Source organism: Lentzea pudingi, from assembly GCF_014646255.1.
In the GTDB taxonomy this organism is placed as follows: Bacteria; Actinomycetota; Actinomycetes; order Mycobacteriales; family Pseudonocardiaceae; genus Lentzea; species Lentzea pudingi.
Window position 1 is genome coordinate 44,625 of the sequence record NZ_BMNC01000012.1, and the last position, 17,511, is coordinate 62,135.

Consider the following 17,511-nt stretch of genomic DNA (forward strand, 5'->3'; position numbering starts at 1 on the left):
TTCGTCACTCGTGAGCTTCACCTTCGAACCCGGCCGCACCCGCGTCGTCTTCGGCCGCGGCACGGTCGCCTCCGTGCGCGCGGAGGCCGAACGGCTCGGTGCGACGCGCGTGCTGCTGATCGCCCGGCACGGCGGCGACAGGGTGGCGGCCGAACTCGGCTCGCTGCTCGTCACCCGGTTCACCGGCGCGGCCATGCACACGCCGGTCGAGGTCACGGAGCGCGCGCTCGCCTCGTTACGCGAACACGGAGCGGACTGCATCGTGTCGGTCGGCGGTGGGTCGAGCACAGGGCTGTCGAAGGCGCTCTCGGTGCGTGCGGACGTACCGCAGCTCATCGTCCCGACGACTTACGCGGGTTCCGAGGTCACCCAGGTGCTCGGCGAGACGGCGTCGGGGCTGAAGAAGACGCGGCGCGACCCGGCGATCCAGCCGGACACGGTGATCTACGACGTCGACCTCACGCTGGACCTGCCGCTCGACGTCACGGTGACGAGCGCGCTCAACTCTCTCGCGCACGCCGTCGCGGCCCGCGGTAACGAGAACCCCTTGATCGACGCCATCGCGACCAGGGCGATCGAGGGCGTTTTGCACGCTTTGAGCGGAAATCCTTCCACTGTGGACAACCGGACCGCGCTGCTGTCCTCGGCGTGGCTCGCCGGCACGTGCCTCGCGTCCGTCCCCATGGGACTGCACCACAAGCTCGCGCACGTCCTGGGCGGTGCGTTCGGTTTGCCCCATGCCGCAACCCACACGGCGCTGCTCCCCCACACCGCGCCCGCTGACCTGGCACGGAGGATCCACGACACGGCCACGCGGTTCGGCGCGGCGACCTCGTTGCGCGAACTGGGGATGGCGGAGTCCGATTTGTACCGTGCCGCGGAGATCGCCGACCACCCGGACGCCCTGCGGGTGCTCACGAACGCCTGGCGCGACGCATCGTCCGACTGATGGGTTGTCATTCTTAAGGCTGATGTTCACGGCTCTGAACTCAGACGAACCTCCGATGTGCTTCCTGAAGACTTCCTGAAGCATCGAAGGCATGCTCAGCCCGTTGGATCTGTCTCTGATAAACGGACCGATCCCCACGGCCGCGACGGTGGCGGCCGCTCTCGCTCTCACGTACCTGGCGATCCGGAAGAACCGGACCTGGTGGGTCCGCGTGCTGCCGATCGCCGTGCTCGCGTGCGCGCTCGTGGTGACCGGGCTGGCGCTGTTCATCGACCACGTGTGGAAGCCGTGGCCGGAACCCTTGCCGACGATCCTGGTGGTGTGGGTGGGCGCGGCCCTCGTCGCGCTGACGCTCGCGGCCGTCAGGCTGCGCTCCGGCCGATGGTACGGCCGGGCGTTCGGCGTGCTCCTCGCGTTGGGCGTGACGATGAGCGCGGCGGTCGCCACGAACGCCCACTTCGCGCAGTACCCCACCGCGCGCGCGGTGCTCGACGTCTTCCGCAACGACCACGTCGACCTGAACGCCGCCGCTCCCCCGCCCTCCGCGTTCGTAAACGTGCCCGCCGGCAAGACGCTCGCCGACGTCTGGAAGCGGCCGGTGGACCTGCCTGACAAGGGCACGGTCTCCGAGGCGGAGATCCCCGGCGCGTTCAAGGCGCGGCCGGCGTGGATCTACCTGCCTCCCGCGTACAACACGACCCCGCGCCCGAAACTGCCCGTCATCGTGCTGATGCCGGGCCAGCCGGGCAGTCCGCGCGACTGGTTCGACGGTGGCCGCATCCTCGACAACCTGGACGCGTACGCACGGCAGCACGACGGGCTCGCGCCGATCGTCGTGGTGGTCGACCAGCTCGGCACGTCCACCGCGAACCCGGCGTGCTTCGACTCGAAGCTGGGCCAGGTCGAGACGTACCTGGCCCGCGACGTGCCCGCGTGGATCAAGCAACGGCTGAACGTCGACGAACGCCGTGAGGCGTGGACCATCTCGGGCTTCTCCCAAGGCGCCACGTGCTCGCTGCAGCTGGCCGTGCGCGCGCCGGACGTGTACGGCAACTTCATCGCCCTCGCCCCTCAGCACGAGCCCACCCTGGGCACGCGGCAGGAGACGGTGCAGACGGCTTTCGGCGGCGACGAGGCCGCGTTCTTCAGGGTCAACCCGATGGACGTCCTCGCGCGCCAGCGTTTCCCGCAGACCGCAGGTGTGGTCGTCGCCGGACGCGACGACGCCGCGTACCGCAACGCGGACGCCGAGTTGTTCGAGGCGTGCCGCAAGGCCGGAATGGACGTGCAGTGGAAAGAACTGCCGCACAGCCACGACTGGAACATGGCCCGGGAAGGCCTCTTCGGGTCGCTGCCGTGGCTCGCGCAGCGAACAGGGCTGGGCAGATGACCGCCCGGCTGTTCCGCACCGCACCGCTGACGTGCTCGTTCCTGATCGTCTTCTGGACGGCGGGGGCGTTGACCGGGGCGATCGGCGGCGCGAGCGACGACCTGCTCACGCGCACCGGGTTCGGCACCGGGAGTCCCTGGTGGACGGTGCTCACCTCGGCGCTGTGGTCGATGGACCTGCTGGGGTACGCCGCGACCACCGTGCTGCTGCTCGTGGCCGGGCCGTTCGCGGAACGCACGCTCGGCGCACCGAGGACCGCAGCCGTCTTCCTCGGCTCGCACGTGGTCGGTTCGTTCTTCGGGCTCGGACTGGTGATGATCGGCCGGGACCTGCACTGGGGCTGGCTCGAGTCGCTCGTGGGCGAGGTGGCGGCGGGGCCGTCGACCGGCGGCGTGGGCCTGGTGCTCGCGCTGACGTTCCGGATGCCGCCGCTGTGGAGGCGTCGCGTCCGGCTGATGATGATCTTGTCGGTGCTGGTCCTTACTCTGTACTCGGGTTGGCTGGAAGACCTGCTCCGACTGTCCGGTGGCGTGGCCGGGTTGCTGATCGGAGCTTTGTTCCTGAAGAGCGGGCCGGTGCACAAGGCGCGTTCGCTGCAGGAGACGCGGGTGCTGGTGGCGCTGCTGCTCGCGGCTTCGGCGCTCGGGCCGGTGGTGTCGATGATGTCGCCGTACCCGAACGGGCCGCTGTGGTGGTTCGCCGACGTCGTGGCGGTCGCCCAGCCGTCGCAGGAGGACGTCGAGGCGGTGTGCTCCTCGGACGCGGTCGAGCTGTGCCGGACGATGGTGGTCCAGCTGTCGTACGGGCGGTTCCCCGCGCTCGTGATGTCGTTGCTGCCGGCGTTGCTGCTGCTGGTGCTGGCGGAAGGGCTGCGGCGCGGGCGCCGGTTCGCGTGGCGGACGGCGCTCGTGTTCAACGTGGCGTTCGCGGCGTTCATCGGTTCGTATGTCGTGTACGTCGCGCAGTTCCCGGACGCGAGCGTGCTGGAGCTGTCGGTCTCGTTCGGTGTGCCGATGCTGGCACCGCTCGCGATCATCGTGGTGCTGTTGCTGACGCGCGGGCATTTCGACGTGCGTCTGCCTCGGCGTGCCGTCGTGAAGTTCTGGCGGTTCACGGCGATCAGCGTCACGTTGCTCTCGGCGCTGTACGTCTTCGGCGGGTACCTGGTCCGCGACCAGTTCACGCCGGAGCCGGGATTCGGTGCGCTGCTCGCGGACCTGCCGACGCGGTTCCTGCCGCCCGGCTACCTCGACCTGGTGCCGTTGCGGTTCTCGGCCGAGGGGTTCGTCGGCACGTTGCTGTTCGAGTACACGGGCGTGGTGTTCTGGCTGATCGTGCTGGCCGGGCTGCTGATGGCGTCGTGGCGGACGTGGCCGTCCTCGTGCGAGGAGTCGGCGGCGCACGCCCGCGAGCTGATGCGGCGCCACGGCGGTTCGTCGTTGTCGTACATGACGACGTGGCGCGGCAACCAGTACTGGTTCACGCCGGACGGCGAGACGGCCATCGCGTACCGCGTGGTGGCGACCATCGCGCTGACGGTCGGCGACCCGATCGGCCCGGCACGGGTGGACGCCGTGCGCGGGTTCGCGGAGTTCTGCGCGCAGAACGGCTGGACGCCGTGTCTCTACAGCGTGGGAGCGGAGACGCGCGCCGCGGTGGAGGGGCTCGGCTGGTCCGCGGTGCAGGTCGCCGAGGACACGATGATCGAGCTCGACCAGCTGAGCTTCACGGGCAAGAAGTGGCAGGACGTGCGCACGGCGTTCAACAAGGCCGCCAAGGCCGGGATCACCGCCGAGTGGTGCACGTACGCCGACGCGCCGTACGCGATCACGGACCAGATCCGGTCGATCTCGGCGGAGTGGGTGGCGGACAAGGGCCTGCCCGAGATGGGTTTCACGCTGGGAGGCCTGGAGGAGCTGGCCGGTGACGGGGTCCGCTGCCTGCTGGCGGTCGACGAGGACCGGACGGTGCACGGCATCACGAGCTGGCTGCCGGTGTACGAGGGTGGCGAGGTCGTCGGGTGGACGCTCGACTTCATGCGCCGCCGCTCACACGGCTTCCGCGGCTCGATGGAGTTCCTGATCGCCTCGGCGGCACAACAGCTGCAGGCAGAGGGAGCGCGGTTCCTGAGCCTGTCCGGGGCACCGCTCGCCAGGCTCGACCGCGGTGAGCGGCCGCGGGCGTTGCAGCGCGTCCTGGACCTCACCGGGCAGGTGCTGGAGCCGGTGTACGGGTTCCGCTCGCTGTTCGCGTTCAAGGCGAAGTTCCAGCCGACCTACCAGCCGATGTTCATGGTGTACCCGGACTCGGCGGCACTGCCGCGCATCGCGAACGCGGTGAGCCGCGCGTACCTGCCGCACCTCAACGCACGCCAGGGGCTCAGGCTCGCGAGCAAGATGATCATCCGGACGCGTGAGCGCGTGACCACTCGCCAGTGACGTGACCCGGGACGTCGCCGGGCGAATTCGCGGCCGGGCGAATGCCTCGCGCTGAGCGTGAACTGCCCAGCCAGCCTTCTGGGTCACGCCGCTAGACCGAAAGGGTGGTGAGGTGATGCTCGTCATCACACTCCCGCCCCACTAGGCGAAGATGCGCCGATGACCGTGCGGGGCACTCTGCCTGCCCAGACCACGACGTTCATCGGCCACTCCGGGGTGCTCGCCGACACCGAGGCACTGCTGCGGCGATCCCGCCTGGTCACGCTCACCGGCACGGGCGGCGCGGGCAAGACCCGGATCGCCGTGGAGACCGGGCGTGCGCTGGCCGGGGCGTTCCAGCACGGGGCGTGGCGGGTGCGGCTCTCGGGCCTGAAGGACCCGGCGGCACTGGCCCGCACCGTCACCACCGAGCTCAGGATCGTCGACAACTCGCCGGAGCCCGGGCTCGGCAGGCTCGTGGAGTCGTTGCACGACAAGCACTTGTTGCTCGTCCTGGACGGCTGCGAGCACCTGCTGGACGCGGTCCGGCACCTCGTGCACCACCTGCTGCGCGACTGCGAGGGGCTGACGGTCCTCGCCACCTCACGGGAACCGCTCGGCGTCTACGGCGAGCAAGCGCTACGGGTTCCGCCGCTGAGCGTGGAGGACGCGGCCGAGCTGTTCCTGGACCGGGCGGAGGCGGCCGGTCCAGCTGACGTCGCAACGCTGTGCCGGGCGGTCGAGAGGTTGCCGCTCGCCATCGAACTGCTGGCCGCGCTGCCGGCCGGCGTGGTGCCGCACCAGGCCGAGCCCGCCACGCTGGAACAGGTGCTTGAGTGGGCGGCGCGGCACTGCACGGAGGAGGAACGGCGGCTGTGGGCGCGGCTGTCGGTGTTCCCGGCGGACTTCGACCTCGCCGCCGCCGAGGCCGTGGCGGACGCGGACGTGCGGGAACCGTTGTCCGCGTTGGCTCTCAGGTCGATCGTGGCGACGGCGACGAGCCCGATCACCGGTGAGACGCGCTATCGGCTGCAGGACACCGTGTCGCAGTTCGGGGCGCGGCTGCTGGGCGACGCGGACGAGGTGTTGCGCCGCTATGCCGTGCACTACAGCGAGTTCGTGCACGAGGCCGCCGATTCGTGGTTCTCGCCGGACGAGGCGTTGTGGATGGGCAGGCTGTGGGAGGAGTGGCCGAACGTCCGCGCTGCCGCCGGGTACGCGCTGCGGACCCGTGACCTGGCCGCGACCGGAGCCGTCATGGCGATGAACGTGCAGCGGGCGCGCTTCACGTCTTTCGCGGGGATGCTCGGGCAGGCGTCGGACCTGCTCGCGGCCGCTCGCGAGGTGATCACCGAGGCGCCGCTGCGGACGTCGTTGCTGGCACACGGCGCATACATGGCGCAGGTGCGTGGCGACGCGGCGGTGGCGTTCCTGCTGATGTCCGAGGCACGCGCGTTACCGCGATTACCGATCACCGACGTGCACCTGGTTCTCGCCGAGGCCACGCATCTCTTCTTCGTCGAGGGCTCACCGGACTGCGTTCCCTTGTACGCGCACATCGTCGAACAGTGCCGTCCGTACGCGTCGCCGGGCGACACCTACATCACCGAGCTCATGCACGCGATGGCCACGTGTTTCCTGCTCGACGCCGAGGCCGCCGACAAGGCGACGACTGCGTTGGCCAGGCAGGCGGAGAACAACGGCGTGAACTGGTCGCACGCCTGGGGTCTGTGGCATCGCGGCCTCTACGAACTGCTGCACGGCGACCCGGCGCAGGTGCATCCGCTGGTGGTCGAGGCGTTGCGGATCCAGCTAAAGCTCGGCGACACGTGGAGTGCCCCGTTCAGCCTGTGGCTGCTCGCCTGCACGTGCGCCGAACTCGGCGCCCTGGACCGCGCGGCGCGGCTGCTCGGCGCGTTGCGGTCGCAGGAACGGGTCTCGCGGATCTCGTTCGGCGGCATGAGGCCGTTCCACCTGCTGCTGGACCGCGCCGACCGGACCGTCCGCCGCTCGCTCGGCGATGACTACCAGGTGATCACGACGCTCGGCGCGGACCTGCGTCCCGAGCAGGCGATGGCGTTCGCGCTCGAACCGGTGCCGGACTCCGAACGGCGGCCGGCGAGGCCGCTGCTGCCCGGCGGCCTGACCCGGCAGGAGTTCACCATCGCCGGCCTGGTCGCGGAGGGGTTCACGTCGAAGCAGATCGGGGCACGGCTGTACATCTCGCCGCGCACCGCGGACCGCCACGTGGTCAACATCCGGGTGAAGCTCGGCCTGCCGAGCAGGGGTGCGCTCGCGGCCTGGCACCGCACGGCCTCCGGCGAGCGTTAACGCGCCTCGAACGCGAGCTTCAGCCCCAGCGCGACGAACACGGACGCCGTCAGCCGGTCGAGTAAAGCCTGCTGGCGCAACAGGAACGCACGTGCGCGCCCGGCCACCGCGATCAGGACCGGCAGCCACACCAGGCCGAGCCCGAGGTGGATCGCGACGAGCACCGCACCCCACGCGGGCTCACCGGCGGGCATGAACTGCGGCAGCAGCGACAGGTAGAAGACGCCGACCTTGGGGTTCAACAGGTTCGTCAGCAGCCCCACGCGCAACGACGCGCCGGCTCCCGGCACCGGACGTGGGTCTTCGAGCGACACGGCCTTGCGCGAGAGCCACAACGCCTTGACACCCAGGTAGATCAGGTACGCGGCGCCGAGCCAGCGGACGACGTCGCAGGCCAGTGCGGACGCCCGCAACAACGCGGTGAGGCCGGCGAGGCTCGCCACTGCCCACACCAGACACCCGAGCGTGATGCCGAGGACCACGCCCATTGCCGCGCGCTTGCCGCTCAACAACGCCGTGCGCAACACCATCACCGTGTCCAGGCCGGGCGTGAGGACGGTGAGCAGCGCGACGAGCGAGAAGCTCAGGAGTGCGGCGGTCGGCATGCGCCCATCACATCACACGTCAGCGCGCGTCCGCCGCCGTCTTCAAGCCGAACGCGATCAGCGCTGAAGCGGACAGCCGGTCCAGCAGAAGCCGTTGCCGCAGCAGGAAAGCACGCGCGCGGCCGGCCGCCGTGATCAGGATCGGGAACCACACCAGCCCGATGCCGAGGTGGACGGCCACGAGCACAGCGCCCCACGCGGGCTGGCCGACCGGCAGGAACTGCGGCAGCAACGAGATGTAGAAGACACCCGGCTTGGGGTTGAGCAGGTTCGTCAGCAGCCCGACCCGGACGGCCGCGCGCACCGACGGCACCGGCGCGGGTTCGTCGATCTCGACCGGCCGCCTCGACTTCCACAACGCGGTGACACCCAGGTAGACCAGGTAGCCCGCGCCGAGCCAGCGGACGATGTCGTAGGCCAGTTCGGACGCCTGCAACAACGCGGTCAGACCGATGAGCCCCGCAGCCGCCCACACCAGGCAGCCCAGCGTGCTGCCCACCACCACACCCATGGCCGTGCGGCGGCCGACCAGCAACGCCGTCCGCAGCACCAGCAACGTCTCCAGGCCCGGCGTGATGACCGTGAGCAGCGCGACGAACGTGAAGCTCAGGAGCGCGGTGGCCGACATGACGCCATGAGAACACGGAAACCCAGCGACACCACAAGAATTAACGCGCCCGTCACGTCCGGCTAGCGGTACCAGGCCCGCACGCCGATGCGTCCGGTGCTGCCGAGGTCGAGGAGAATCCTGCTCTCCGGCGACGTCGCCACCAGCGGCTGCCACGCGTCACCCGGCACGGCCGCGATGTCGACGTGCTTGCCGACCAGCGGCGGTTCCTCCGACGCGTGCGTGTTCCGCCAGACGATCGCGCTCTTCGCGGTCTCCCCCGGCTGCACCGCGATCGGCTGCGGCGCGTCGTCGAAACCTTCGACCGACGCGATGCCCCCGGAGCCTTCGAGAACCGCGATGTCCAACTGCTCACGCTGCGCGTCGAGCACCTTCACCTGCGGATAACCGTTGAGCTGCACGGGTTCGCTGCCGCAGTTGGTCAACTCGACCGACATCACGCGCAAGCCCATCGCCGCGCCGGTTCCGCCCGTGGTGAACCGCAGACCGTTGTCGCACAACGGTTCTTCCGCCGCCTGCGAACCGGTTGTGCCCGCGACCAAGCCGGCGAGCACGGTGACCACGACGAGAATTCTGCCCCCAGATCCCATGCGACCGATGGTGCCACAGGTCGTGGATCTTGCGGGAAACCTTCACAAGCGGAGAAACGCCCGGTTGTGAAGGTGTCAGGTCAGCCGGTAGCCGTGCGCCGGGCGGTTCGCCATGCCGTACCGCGGCTGCACCTCCGCCTTGCCGATCGTCACCAGGTGCTCCAGGTACCGGCGGGCACTCACGCGGGACAGTCCCGCCCGGTCCCCGACCTCCTGCGCGGACAGGTCGTTCTCGCTGTCCCGCAACGCATCGGTGACCAGTCGCAACGTCACCGCGGACAATCCCTTGGGCATCGCCGGGGAGCGCGGCCGGTGGTGCATCAACGAGTCGACCTCGTCCTGGTCCAGCACCTGCCCGAGCCGCTGCACCTCGATCCGCTGGGCGAGGTACTCGCGCATCCGGTCCAGGAAAGCGGTCCGCGTGAACGGCTTCACCAGGTAGTTGTCGACACCGCGGGACATGGCCTGCCGCACGGTCTCCCGTTCGCGGGCCGCCGTCACCGCGATGACGTCCACCGGCGGTCCGCCGCGGGCACGCAGCCGCGAGAGCACCTCCAGCCCGGACATGTCGGGCAGGTGGATGTCGAGCAGCACCAGGTCCGGCCGCAACGCCTCCACGGCCCGCAACGCCTCTCCGCCGCGGTGCGCCTCGCCGACCACCTCGAACTCCGGCATCGCCTCCAGGAACCCGCGGTGAATTGCCGCCACGGCGAAGTCGTCGTCGACCACGAGCGTCCGGACGCTCATCGGTTCCCCGTTTCCGGCAGCCACACGTCGAACGACGCGCCGCCGAGTTCCGAGTCGCTGATCGCCACCCGGCCGCTGCGCCGGGTCACCACCCTCGACACCAAAGCAAGACCTATTCCCCTGCCGTGCGCGCCCTGGACGTCCTTCGAGCTCACGCCCAGGTCGAAGATGCGGCCGCGTTGCGACTCCGCCACACCCGGTCCGTCGTCGTCCACGACCACCCGCACCCCGCTGACCGACGAGCGCACCAGCACCCGCACGGTTCCGCCGGTCTCCACGGCGTCGACGGCGTTGTCGACCAGGTTTCCCAGCACGGTCAACGCGTCGTCGCCCGCACGGATGTCGACGGAGCTGCCGGGATCGAGCCGGAGCTCCACACCTCGTTCGTGCGCGGTGGAGGATTTTGCCAGCAACAACGCCGCGAGCGCGGGATCCGCGTTCGCCCCGTCGATGATGTCGGCCGTGAGCGACCCGGCACCGCCGACCCGTTCGATGTACGCGACGGCGTCCGTGCCGCGATCCAGTTCCAGCAGACCACCGATGACGTGCAGGTGGTTCGAGAACTCGTGGGCCTGCGCGCGCAGCACCTCGGTGACGGTGCGCTGGCCGTCGAGCTCGCGCAACGCGTCGTGCAGCTCGGTCCGGTCGCGCAACGTCAGCACCACACCGACCGCCCGGCCGTCCGTCTTGGCCGTCATCCGGTTCGCGACCAGCACCCGTTCCCCGGCCAGCACGAGCCGGTCCGCGACGTCGTCGTCGTCCCGGGCCAGGTCCAGCAGGCCGTCGTCGAGGACCTCCGCCGCCGGCCGCCCACTCGGGTTCTCCGCGAGGCCCAGCAACCGCAGCGCCTCGTCGTTGACCAGCGCGAGCTTCTCCTGGTCGTCCAGGGCGACCACGCCTTCGCGGATGCCGTGCAGCATCGCGTCCCTGGTCTCGAGGAGCTGCGCGATCTCCGCGGGTTCGAGCCGGAACGTCCGGCGGCGCACGTGCTGCGTGATCAACGCGGCCCCGAGCACGCCGACCAGCGCGGCGGCCGCGAGCCAGCCGATCAGCTCCGGCAGGTCCTCGGCGAGGTCGGCGGAGAGCTGGCTCTCCAGGATGCCGACCGACGCCATGCCGATGATCCGCCCGTCCGCCGCCCGCACCGGCACCTTCGCGCGGAGCGACGTGCCGAGCGTGCCCGTCTCCGTGCCGACGAAGACCTCACCGGACAACGCCGACGTCGGGTCCGTCGACACCCGCTCGCCGATGCGCTTCGGATCGGGGTGGGCGTAGCGGACCCCGTTGTGGTCGGTGACCACCACGTACGTCACGTTGGACGCCTTGCGGATCAGTTCGGCCAGCGGCTGGATCGTCGCGGGCGGGTCAACGGAATCGAACGCCTCGATCACCGTGGGTAGCCGCGCCACGCTTTCGGCGACGGACAACATCCGGTCTTTGTACGAGTCGCGGATTCGGTCGCTCTGCAGTTTGGCGGCGAGCAGCCCGGCCGCACAGGTGGTCATGAGCACGATGACCACCTGCAACGCCAGAAGCAGAGCTCCAAACGAAACAGATCGACGGAACATGATGGGAATTCTGACGCATCAGCTGTGAAACAGGTCACGAACTAAACGACCAATACGGAACTTACGACCTAACCCTTACGGGTCTTCCGGCAGTTACCTAGCGTCCCCGCCCAACGTTCGCGACGAAGCGAGGAGTCCTCGATGGGTACGGCCTGGAGACGAGCAGTGGCGGTCGCCGCTGCTGGACTGGTGCTCGCCGGATGCGGTCAGGGGGCGAAGAGCGCGAGCGGCGGTGACTCCATCGCGAAGCTGGAGATCATGGCGCCCGCCGACCCCGGTGGCGGCTGGGACCAGACGGCGCGGTCGATGCAGGCGGCGGTGAGCGGTGCGAAGCTCGCGAACTCGGTGCAGGTCAGCAACGTCGGCGGGGCCGGCGGCACGGTCGGCCTGCAGAAGCTGCTCAACGAGCGCTCCGAGTCGTTCCTCATGATCACCGGCCTGGTCATGGTCGGCGCGGTGGAGACCAACGCGTCGCCGGCCCGCCTCGAGGAGACCACGCCGATCGCGCGCCTGACGGCCGAGGACGAGGTCGTCGTCGTGCCGGCCGACTCGCCGCACAAGACGATCGACGACCTCCTGGCCGCCGTCGCCGACAAGGGCAAGGGCGTCTCGATCACCGGCGGTTCGGCCGGCGGCACCGACCACATCCTCGCCGGGATGCTGCTCAAGGCGAAGAACATCGCCCCGGACAAGCTGAACTACGTGCCGTACTCCGGTGGTGGTGAGTCGCTGGCGGCGCTGCTGGGCAAGAAGGTCGACGCGGGCATCTCCGGCGTCGGCGAGTACAAGGAGCAGATCAAGGCGGGCAAGCTGCGCGCGCTGGGCACGTCCGGCCCGAACCCGGTCCCCGACCTGAACGTGCCGACGTTCAAGGAACTGGGCGTCGAGCTGATCAACTGGCGTGGCGTCGTGGCGCCCGCGTCGATCTCGGCCGAGGCCAAGACCAAGCTGACCAAGCTCGTCACCGACATGCACGCGAGCCAGCAGTGGAAGGACGAGCTGTCCAAGAAGGGCTGGACGGACACGTTCCTGACCGGCGCCGAGTTCTCCACGTTCATGGCCAAGGAGATCGGTCGTGTGAAGCCCGCACTGCAGGACATCGGGCTCGTCAAGTGATTGCTGCAAAAGTCGAGGAGTACGCGTTCGGCGGTCTGGTCGCGGCGGTCGGGGTCTTCACCCTGGTCGACGCGACCACGATCGCCGGGCGCGACGACAACGTCGTAGGACCACGCGCGTTCCCTTACGCCGTGGGGATTCTGCTCGTCGTGACGGGCATCGCGGCCATCATCGCGACGGCGCGCGGAAAGCTCGGCCAGGCCGAGGACGCCGAGGACGTCGACGAGAACGTCCGCACCGACTGGCTCACCGTGGCCAAGCTGGTGGCCGTGCTGGTCGCGCACCTGGTGCTGATCGACGTGATCGGCTGGCCGGTGGCGGCAGCGCTGCTGTTCTTCGGCGCGGCCTGGACGCTGGGCGCGACCTGGTGGCGGGCGCTGCCGATCGCGGTGGTGCTGGCGCTGGTCGTGCAGGTGGTGTTCGCGTACGGCCTGGGCCTGTCGCTGCCCGCCGGGATCTTCGAAGGGGTGCCGTTCCTCGATGGATAGCATCACCATGCTGATGGAGGGCTTCGCGACGGCCGCGCAGCCCGAATACCTGCTGTACGCGCTGCTGGGCGTCACGCTCGGCACTGCCGTCGGTGTGCTGCCGGGCATCGGACCGGCGATGACGGTGGCGTTGCTGCTGCCGCTGACCTACACGCTGGAACCGACCGCGGCGCTGATCATCTTCGCCGGCATCTACTACGGCGGCATGTACGGCGGCTCGACGACGTCGATCCTGCTGAACACACCGGGCGAGTCCGCGTCCATCGTCACCGCCTTAGAGGGCAACAAGATGGCCAAGGCGGGGCGCGGTGCCGCCGCGCTCGCGACGGCGGCCATCGGCTCGTTCGTGGCGGGCACGATCGCCACGGTGCTGCTCACGCTCCTGGCGCCGGCCATCGCGGACGTCGCGGTCAAGCTCGGCCCCGCCGACTACGTGGCGCTGATGGTGGTGGCGTTCACGACGGTCGCCGCGTTGCTCGGGTCCTCCCCCGTGCGCGGCCTGGCGTCGCTGGGGCTCGGCCTGTTCATCGGGCTCGTCGGCACCGACACGCTGACCGGCCAGCAACGGTTCACGCTCGGCATCACGACGATGGCCGACGGCATCGACGTCGTCGTGGTCGCGGTCGGCGTGTTCGCGGTCGGCGAGGCGCTGTACGTGGCGTCGCGGCTGCGGCACGGGCCGATCGAGGTCATCCCCGTGGGCGGCAGGTGGATGACGGGCGAGTTCTGGAAGCGCTCGTGGAAGCCGTGGCTGCGCGGCACGTTCATCGGCTTCCCGATCGGCACCGTGCCGGCCGGTGGCGCGGACGTGTCGACGTTCCTGTCGTACGCGGCGGAGAAGAAGCTCTCGAAGCGGCCCGAGGAGTTCGGCAAGGGCGCGATCGAGGGCGTGGCGGGTCCGGAGGCGGCCAACAACGCCGCCGCGGCAGGCGTTCTCGTGCCGTTGCTGACTCTCGGGCTCCCCACCACGGCCACCGCGGCGGTGATCGTGGCGGCGTTCCAGAGCTACGGCATCCAGCCGGGTCCGTTGCTGTTCACCAACAACGGCCCGATGGTGTGGGCGCTGATCGCGTCGCTCTACATCGGCAACGTGATGCTGCTGGTGCTGAACCTGCCGCTGGTGAAGATCTGGGTGAAGGTGCTGCAGATCCCGCGGCCGTACCTCTACGCGGGCATCCTGCTGTTCGCGGCGCTGGGCACCTACGCGGTGAACTTCGTCGTGGACGACCTGATCGTGCTGCTGATCATCGGTGTGATCGGTTTCTTCATGCGGCGCCACGGTTATCCGGTCGCGCCGCTGGTCGTCGGCCTGATCCTCGGGCCGATGACGGAGGAGCAGGTCCGGCGCACGCTGCAGATCAGCGAGGGCGACCTCAGCGCGTTGGTGACGAGCCCGTTCGCGGCGGTCGCCTACAGCGTTCTGGCCGTGTTGCTGGTGGTGGCGGTGGCGCTTCGGTTGCGCCGCAGGAAGTCCGAAGTGACGGTCTAACCGCGCACGGCGGCAAGCGCCTGTTCGTACAGCTCGAACGCATCGGCCTTGCCGCCGTGACGGACCCACAGTTCCGTCGCGGTGTCGACGCACGCGAACACCGTGGCGATGACGCCCATCGCGCGGGCGTCCGGGATCTCACCGGACTCGATGCCCATCCGCTTCTCGATCGCGGGCACGAGCGCCCGCTGCCACCTCAGCCGCTTCTCGAAGTACCGGGAGCGCAGAGGCGGGTTCGCGAAGATCAGCGTGGAGATCTCCAGCACCCGCTGCGGCGTGTGGTCCGAGGCCGTGAGGATCGTGGTGAACCCGGCCCGCAGAGCGTCCCAAGTGGACGCTGCGGAATCATGCGCCTCGACGGTGGCGACGAGCAGGTCGCCCAGCGCCTCCTGGTCACCGCAGACCAGGTCTTCCTTCGTGCCGAAGTAGCGGAACAACGAGCGCTGCGACACACCGGCCCGTGCGGCGACCTGGGCCATCGTGGTCGCCTCGTAGCCCTGCTCGGCGAACAACGCCAGCGCCGTCTCGACGATCTCGGCGACCACGGCCTGACGCGACCGGTCCCACAGCGTCGCCTTCTCCATGGACCCCACTCTAGAGGCGTGGCTCAGAACGTTGCCGGTGTGTTCGTGGTCAGACGGGTGTGTCGCGGCACTAGCTCTGTCGCACCATCCGGCCGACCATCCTGGCGCCCATCGCACGCGAGGCGAAATGGCGTCCGGCGAACGCCAGCACCCGGTTCATCCGGCCCGAGATGACGCCGACGGGCGTGACCCTCTTGTCCAGCGCGCGCAACGCGGTCGCGACGACCTCGCCGGCGGTCTGCATCCGCGTTCCCCCGGCCATCTCCTCGCTGCCGGCGACCTCGAAGAACTCGGTGCGCGTCGCGCCGGGTGACAGCACCATGACGCGCAGGCCCGTGCCGCGCGACTCGACCCACAGCCCCTCGGTGAAGCTCACCACGAAGGCCTTCGTCGCGCCGTAGACCGACGACCAGGGCGTCGCCTGGTAGGCCGCCATGCTCGCCACGTTCACGAGGAAGCCGTGTCCCTTGGCGCGCAACGGTTCGATGAACGCCCTGCTGATCTCGACCACGGCGTTGACGTCGACCGCTACCTCTTGCCGCAGCCGCTCGGGCTCCTCCTCGTGGAACGCGCCGAAGTTCGCGAACCCGGCGTTGTTCACGACACTGGTGACGCCGAACTCGGCGACCTCCGCCGCCAGCCTCTCTCCGACGCCCGGCTGGGCCAAGTCCGCGGCCACGACGTGCACGGTCACGCCGTGCGCGACCCGCAGTTCCCCGGCCAGCTCCTCCAGCCGGTCCTTGCGGCGCGCGACCAGCACCAGGCCCGATCCGCGCGCCGCCAACCGCCGCGCGAACTCCGCGCCGATGCCCGAACTGGCGCCGGTGACCAGCACCATCTGCTTCCCGAAGTCGACTCCCATGCCGACACCGTACGCCACGCTGGCAGTCGCTGCCAACCTGTCGCAATCTGACTCAAGAACTAGGATCCGGCTCTTTCTGCTCCTAGCAGAACGGCCCTTTGCGGTAGCCGGGCTGCTGTCACCATGACGACATGGCGGAGATCCTGGACTTCAAGCGCACTCCGGAACCCCTGTGGCGGGAAGCCCTGGGTCGCAAGCTGCGCGAGACGCGGGAGGAGCGCGGCGATCGGCTGGTCGACGTGGCCGACCGGGCGGGCATCTCGGTGCAGTACCTGTCCGAGATCGAACGCGGCCGCAAGGAGCCGTCGAGCGAGATGATCGCGGCGGTCGCCGGTGCGCTGGGCATCGACCTGGCCGACCTGCTGGTCGGGGTCGCCGGCCAGGTCCGCCACCTCCGCGTCCAGCAGGTCAGCCACTTCCACACCTCGCGCCCGACGGGTCGTCCGTCCGGTCCCGTGGCCATGGCCTTCGCCGCTTAGGCGCGCTGGTCCAGCACCTGGTCCACGAGTCCGTACTCGACGGCGCCCGGTGCGTCGAACACGCGGTCCCGGTCGGTGTCGTGGCGCAGTTCGGCCACGGTCCGGCCGGTGTGCCGGGCCAGGATCGCCTCCAGCTGCGTGCGCACCCGCACCACCTCGTCCGCCGCGAGGATGAGGTCCGGGATCGTGCCGCGTCCCTGCGCCGCGGGCTGGTGCAGCACGACGCGGGAGTGCGGCAGCACGGACCGGCGTCCCTCCGCGCCCGCGGCCAGCAGCACGGCACCCGCCGCCACCGCCTGCCCCACGCACGTCGTGGCGACCGGGGCCTTGATGTAGCGCATGGTGTCGTAGAGCGCGAGCATCGCGGACGGGTCGCCGCCCTCGCAGTTGATGTAGAGGTTGATCTCCAGGTCCGGGTTGTCGGCCTCGAGGTGGAACAGTTGCGCGATCAGCGCGTTGGCGACGCCGGAGTCGATCCCGGTGCCCAGGTAGACGATCCGCTCGGACAGCAGGTGCGAGTAGACGTCCATGACCCGCTCGCCACGGGCGTCCCTCGTGATGACGTTGGGAATGGTGTAGGTGCTCATGCGACGGCTCCCGAGTGCAGTCCCAGCTTGTGCATGCGGACGGGGACGACCTGCCCGAGGTCGGTGACGACGTGGTCGATGAACCCGTACTCGCGGGCCTGCTCGGTGGTGAACCACCTGTCGTGCAACGAGTCCGTGAAGATCCGGTCGAACGGCTGCCCGGTGTCCTGCGCGATCAGGCCGAGCACGGTGTCCCTGGTGTGGCGCAGGTCGTCCGCCTGCACCTCCACCTCGACGGCACTGCCACCGATGCCCGCACTCCCCTGGTGCATCAGGATCCGCGCGTGCGGCAACGCGAACCGCTTGCCCGGCGTACCCGCCGACAGCAGGAACTGCCCGGCGCTGCAGGCGAGTCCGAGCGCAAGCGTCGCCACGTCGCACGGCACGAGCCGCATCACGTCGCGGATGGCCAGCATCGAGGGCACCGACCCACCCGGCGAGTTGATCCACAGGGCGATGTCCTGCCGCGGGTCCTCACTCGCCAGCGACAGCATCTGGGTCGCCAGCACCGTGCCGTTGTCGTCGTCGAGCGCGCCGTCGAGAATCAGCACCCGCTGACCGAAGAACCGTTCTCGCAGCCCTGGGCTGAAGAGCTTCTCGCTGTTCGTCATGGCACCGACGATGCCGTTCAGCGGACCGGGTCCGCCGCTTTCTCTGCTGTCGGCAGATCAGCTCACAGCA

At 69.7% G+C, this 17,511-nt stretch carries 17 protein-coding genes; 8 read left to right on the forward strand and 9 right to left on the reverse strand.

From position 1 onward, the window contains the following. The first annotated feature begins 10 nt into the window (after positions 1-10). The 4 genes from IEY88_RS31695 (at position 11) to IEY88_RS31710 (ending at position 7,087) form a co-directional block, all read left to right on the forward strand. Positions 11-949: a maleylacetate reductase gene (locus IEY88_RS31695; protein WP_189158575.1), complete on the forward strand. Its 939-nt coding sequence runs from the start codon at positions 11-13 to the stop codon at positions 947-949. 103 nt (positions 950-1,052) lie between these two features. Then, on the forward strand, positions 1,053-2,339 hold the full coding sequence (locus IEY88_RS31700) for an alpha/beta hydrolase (RefSeq protein ID WP_189158576.1): 1,287 nt from the start codon (positions 1,053-1,055) through the stop codon (positions 2,337-2,339). Next, on the forward strand, positions 2,336-4,777 hold the full coding sequence (locus IEY88_RS31705) for a DUF2156 domain-containing protein (RefSeq protein ID WP_189158577.1): 2,442 nt from the start codon (positions 2,336-2,338) through the stop codon (positions 4,775-4,777). The genes IEY88_RS31700 and IEY88_RS31705 overlap by 4 nt, the downstream gene beginning before the upstream one ends. A gap of 159 nt (positions 4,778-4,936) precedes the next feature. Beyond that, positions 4,937-7,087, forward strand: coding sequence for an ATP-binding protein (locus tag IEY88_RS31710; RefSeq protein WP_189158578.1), 2,151 nt, complete (start codon positions 4,937-4,939; stop codon positions 7,085-7,087). Here the strand turns inward: IEY88_RS31710 and IEY88_RS31715 are convergent. The 5 genes from IEY88_RS31715 to IEY88_RS31735 all read right to left on the reverse strand — a co-directional run bounded on the left by IEY88_RS31715 (position 7,084) and on the right by IEY88_RS31735 (position 11,162). Continuing rightward, positions 7,084-7,692, reverse strand: coding sequence for a LysE family translocator (locus tag IEY88_RS31715; RefSeq protein WP_189158579.1), 609 nt, complete (start codon positions 7,690-7,692; stop codon positions 7,084-7,086). The two genes, IEY88_RS31710 and IEY88_RS31715, sit on opposite strands and share 4 nt — an antisense overlap. A gap of 19 nt (positions 7,693-7,711) precedes the next feature. Then, the gene (locus IEY88_RS31720) at positions 7,712-8,320 is read right to left on the reverse strand and encodes a LysE family translocator (protein WP_189158580.1); all 609 of its coding nucleotides are present in this window, start codon (positions 8,318-8,320) and stop codon (positions 7,712-7,714) included. A 62-nt stretch (positions 8,321-8,382) separates the two neighbouring features. Beyond that, complete coding sequence (locus IEY88_RS31725) at positions 8,383-8,910, reverse strand: DUF4232 domain-containing protein (RefSeq protein ID WP_189158581.1); 528 nt, start codon at positions 8,908-8,910, stop codon at positions 8,383-8,385. A 75-nt stretch (positions 8,911-8,985) separates the two neighbouring features. Continuing rightward, positions 8,986-9,657 (reverse strand): response regulator, encoded by a 672-nt coding sequence (locus tag IEY88_RS31730; protein WP_189158582.1) that lies wholly within the window; start codon positions 9,655-9,657, stop codon positions 8,986-8,988. After that, the gene (locus tag IEY88_RS31735; protein WP_229693978.1) at positions 9,654-11,162 is read right to left on the reverse strand and encodes an ATP-binding protein; all 1,509 of its coding nucleotides are present in this window, start codon (positions 11,160-11,162) and stop codon (positions 9,654-9,656) included. Before IEY88_RS31735 ends, IEY88_RS31730 begins: the two co-directional genes overlap by 4 nt. 204 nt (positions 11,163-11,366) lie before the next feature. On the opposite strand from IEY88_RS31735, the gene IEY88_RS31740 reads away from it, so the two are divergent. From IEY88_RS31740 to IEY88_RS31750, 3 genes are read left to right on the forward strand one after another with little or no spacing between them, the layout of a single operon-like run. Further along, positions 11,367-12,341: a Bug family tripartite tricarboxylate transporter substrate binding protein gene (locus IEY88_RS31740; RefSeq protein ID WP_189158584.1), complete on the forward strand. Its 975-nt coding sequence runs from the start codon at positions 11,367-11,369 to the stop codon at positions 12,339-12,341. Next, complete coding sequence (locus IEY88_RS31745; RefSeq protein WP_189158585.1) at positions 12,338-12,829, forward strand: tripartite tricarboxylate transporter TctB family protein; 492 nt, start codon at positions 12,338-12,340, stop codon at positions 12,827-12,829. The genes IEY88_RS31740 and IEY88_RS31745 overlap by 4 nt, the downstream gene beginning before the upstream one ends. Beyond that, on the forward strand, positions 12,822-14,318 hold the full coding sequence (locus tag IEY88_RS31750; protein ID WP_189158586.1) for a tripartite tricarboxylate transporter permease: 1,497 nt from the start codon (positions 12,822-12,824) through the stop codon (positions 14,316-14,318). Before IEY88_RS31745 ends, IEY88_RS31750 begins: the two co-directional genes overlap by 8 nt. Here the strand turns inward: IEY88_RS31750 and IEY88_RS31755 are convergent. Continuing rightward, complete coding sequence (locus tag IEY88_RS31755; RefSeq protein ID WP_189158587.1) at positions 14,315-14,902, reverse strand: TetR/AcrR family transcriptional regulator; 588 nt, start codon at positions 14,900-14,902, stop codon at positions 14,315-14,317. The two genes, IEY88_RS31750 and IEY88_RS31755, sit on opposite strands and share 4 nt — an antisense overlap. 70 nt (positions 14,903-14,972) lie before the next feature. After that, complete coding sequence (locus IEY88_RS31760) at positions 14,973-15,764, reverse strand: SDR family NAD(P)-dependent oxidoreductase (protein ID WP_189158588.1); 792 nt, start codon at positions 15,762-15,764, stop codon at positions 14,973-14,975. Between the two features lie 131 nt (positions 15,765-15,895). Between IEY88_RS31760 and IEY88_RS31765 the strand changes: the two genes are divergently transcribed. Beyond that, positions 15,896-16,243, forward strand: coding sequence for a helix-turn-helix domain-containing protein (locus IEY88_RS31765; protein ID WP_189158589.1), 348 nt, complete (start codon positions 15,896-15,898; stop codon positions 16,241-16,243). Here IEY88_RS31765 and IEY88_RS31770 read toward each other — a convergent pair. Together IEY88_RS31770 and IEY88_RS31775 are read right to left on the reverse strand one after the other, a co-directional pair. Further along, a complete protein-coding gene (locus IEY88_RS31770) occupies positions 16,240-16,830 on the reverse strand; it encodes a ClpP family protease (protein WP_189158590.1) in 591 nt (196 codons plus the stop codon). The two genes, IEY88_RS31765 and IEY88_RS31770, sit on opposite strands and share 4 nt — an antisense overlap. Next, entirely contained in the window at positions 16,827-17,441 is a 615-nt protein-coding gene (locus IEY88_RS31775) for a ClpP family protease (protein ID WP_189158591.1), read from the reverse strand. Before IEY88_RS31775 ends, IEY88_RS31770 begins: the two co-directional genes overlap by 4 nt. Positions 17,442-17,511 lie beyond the last annotated feature (70 nt).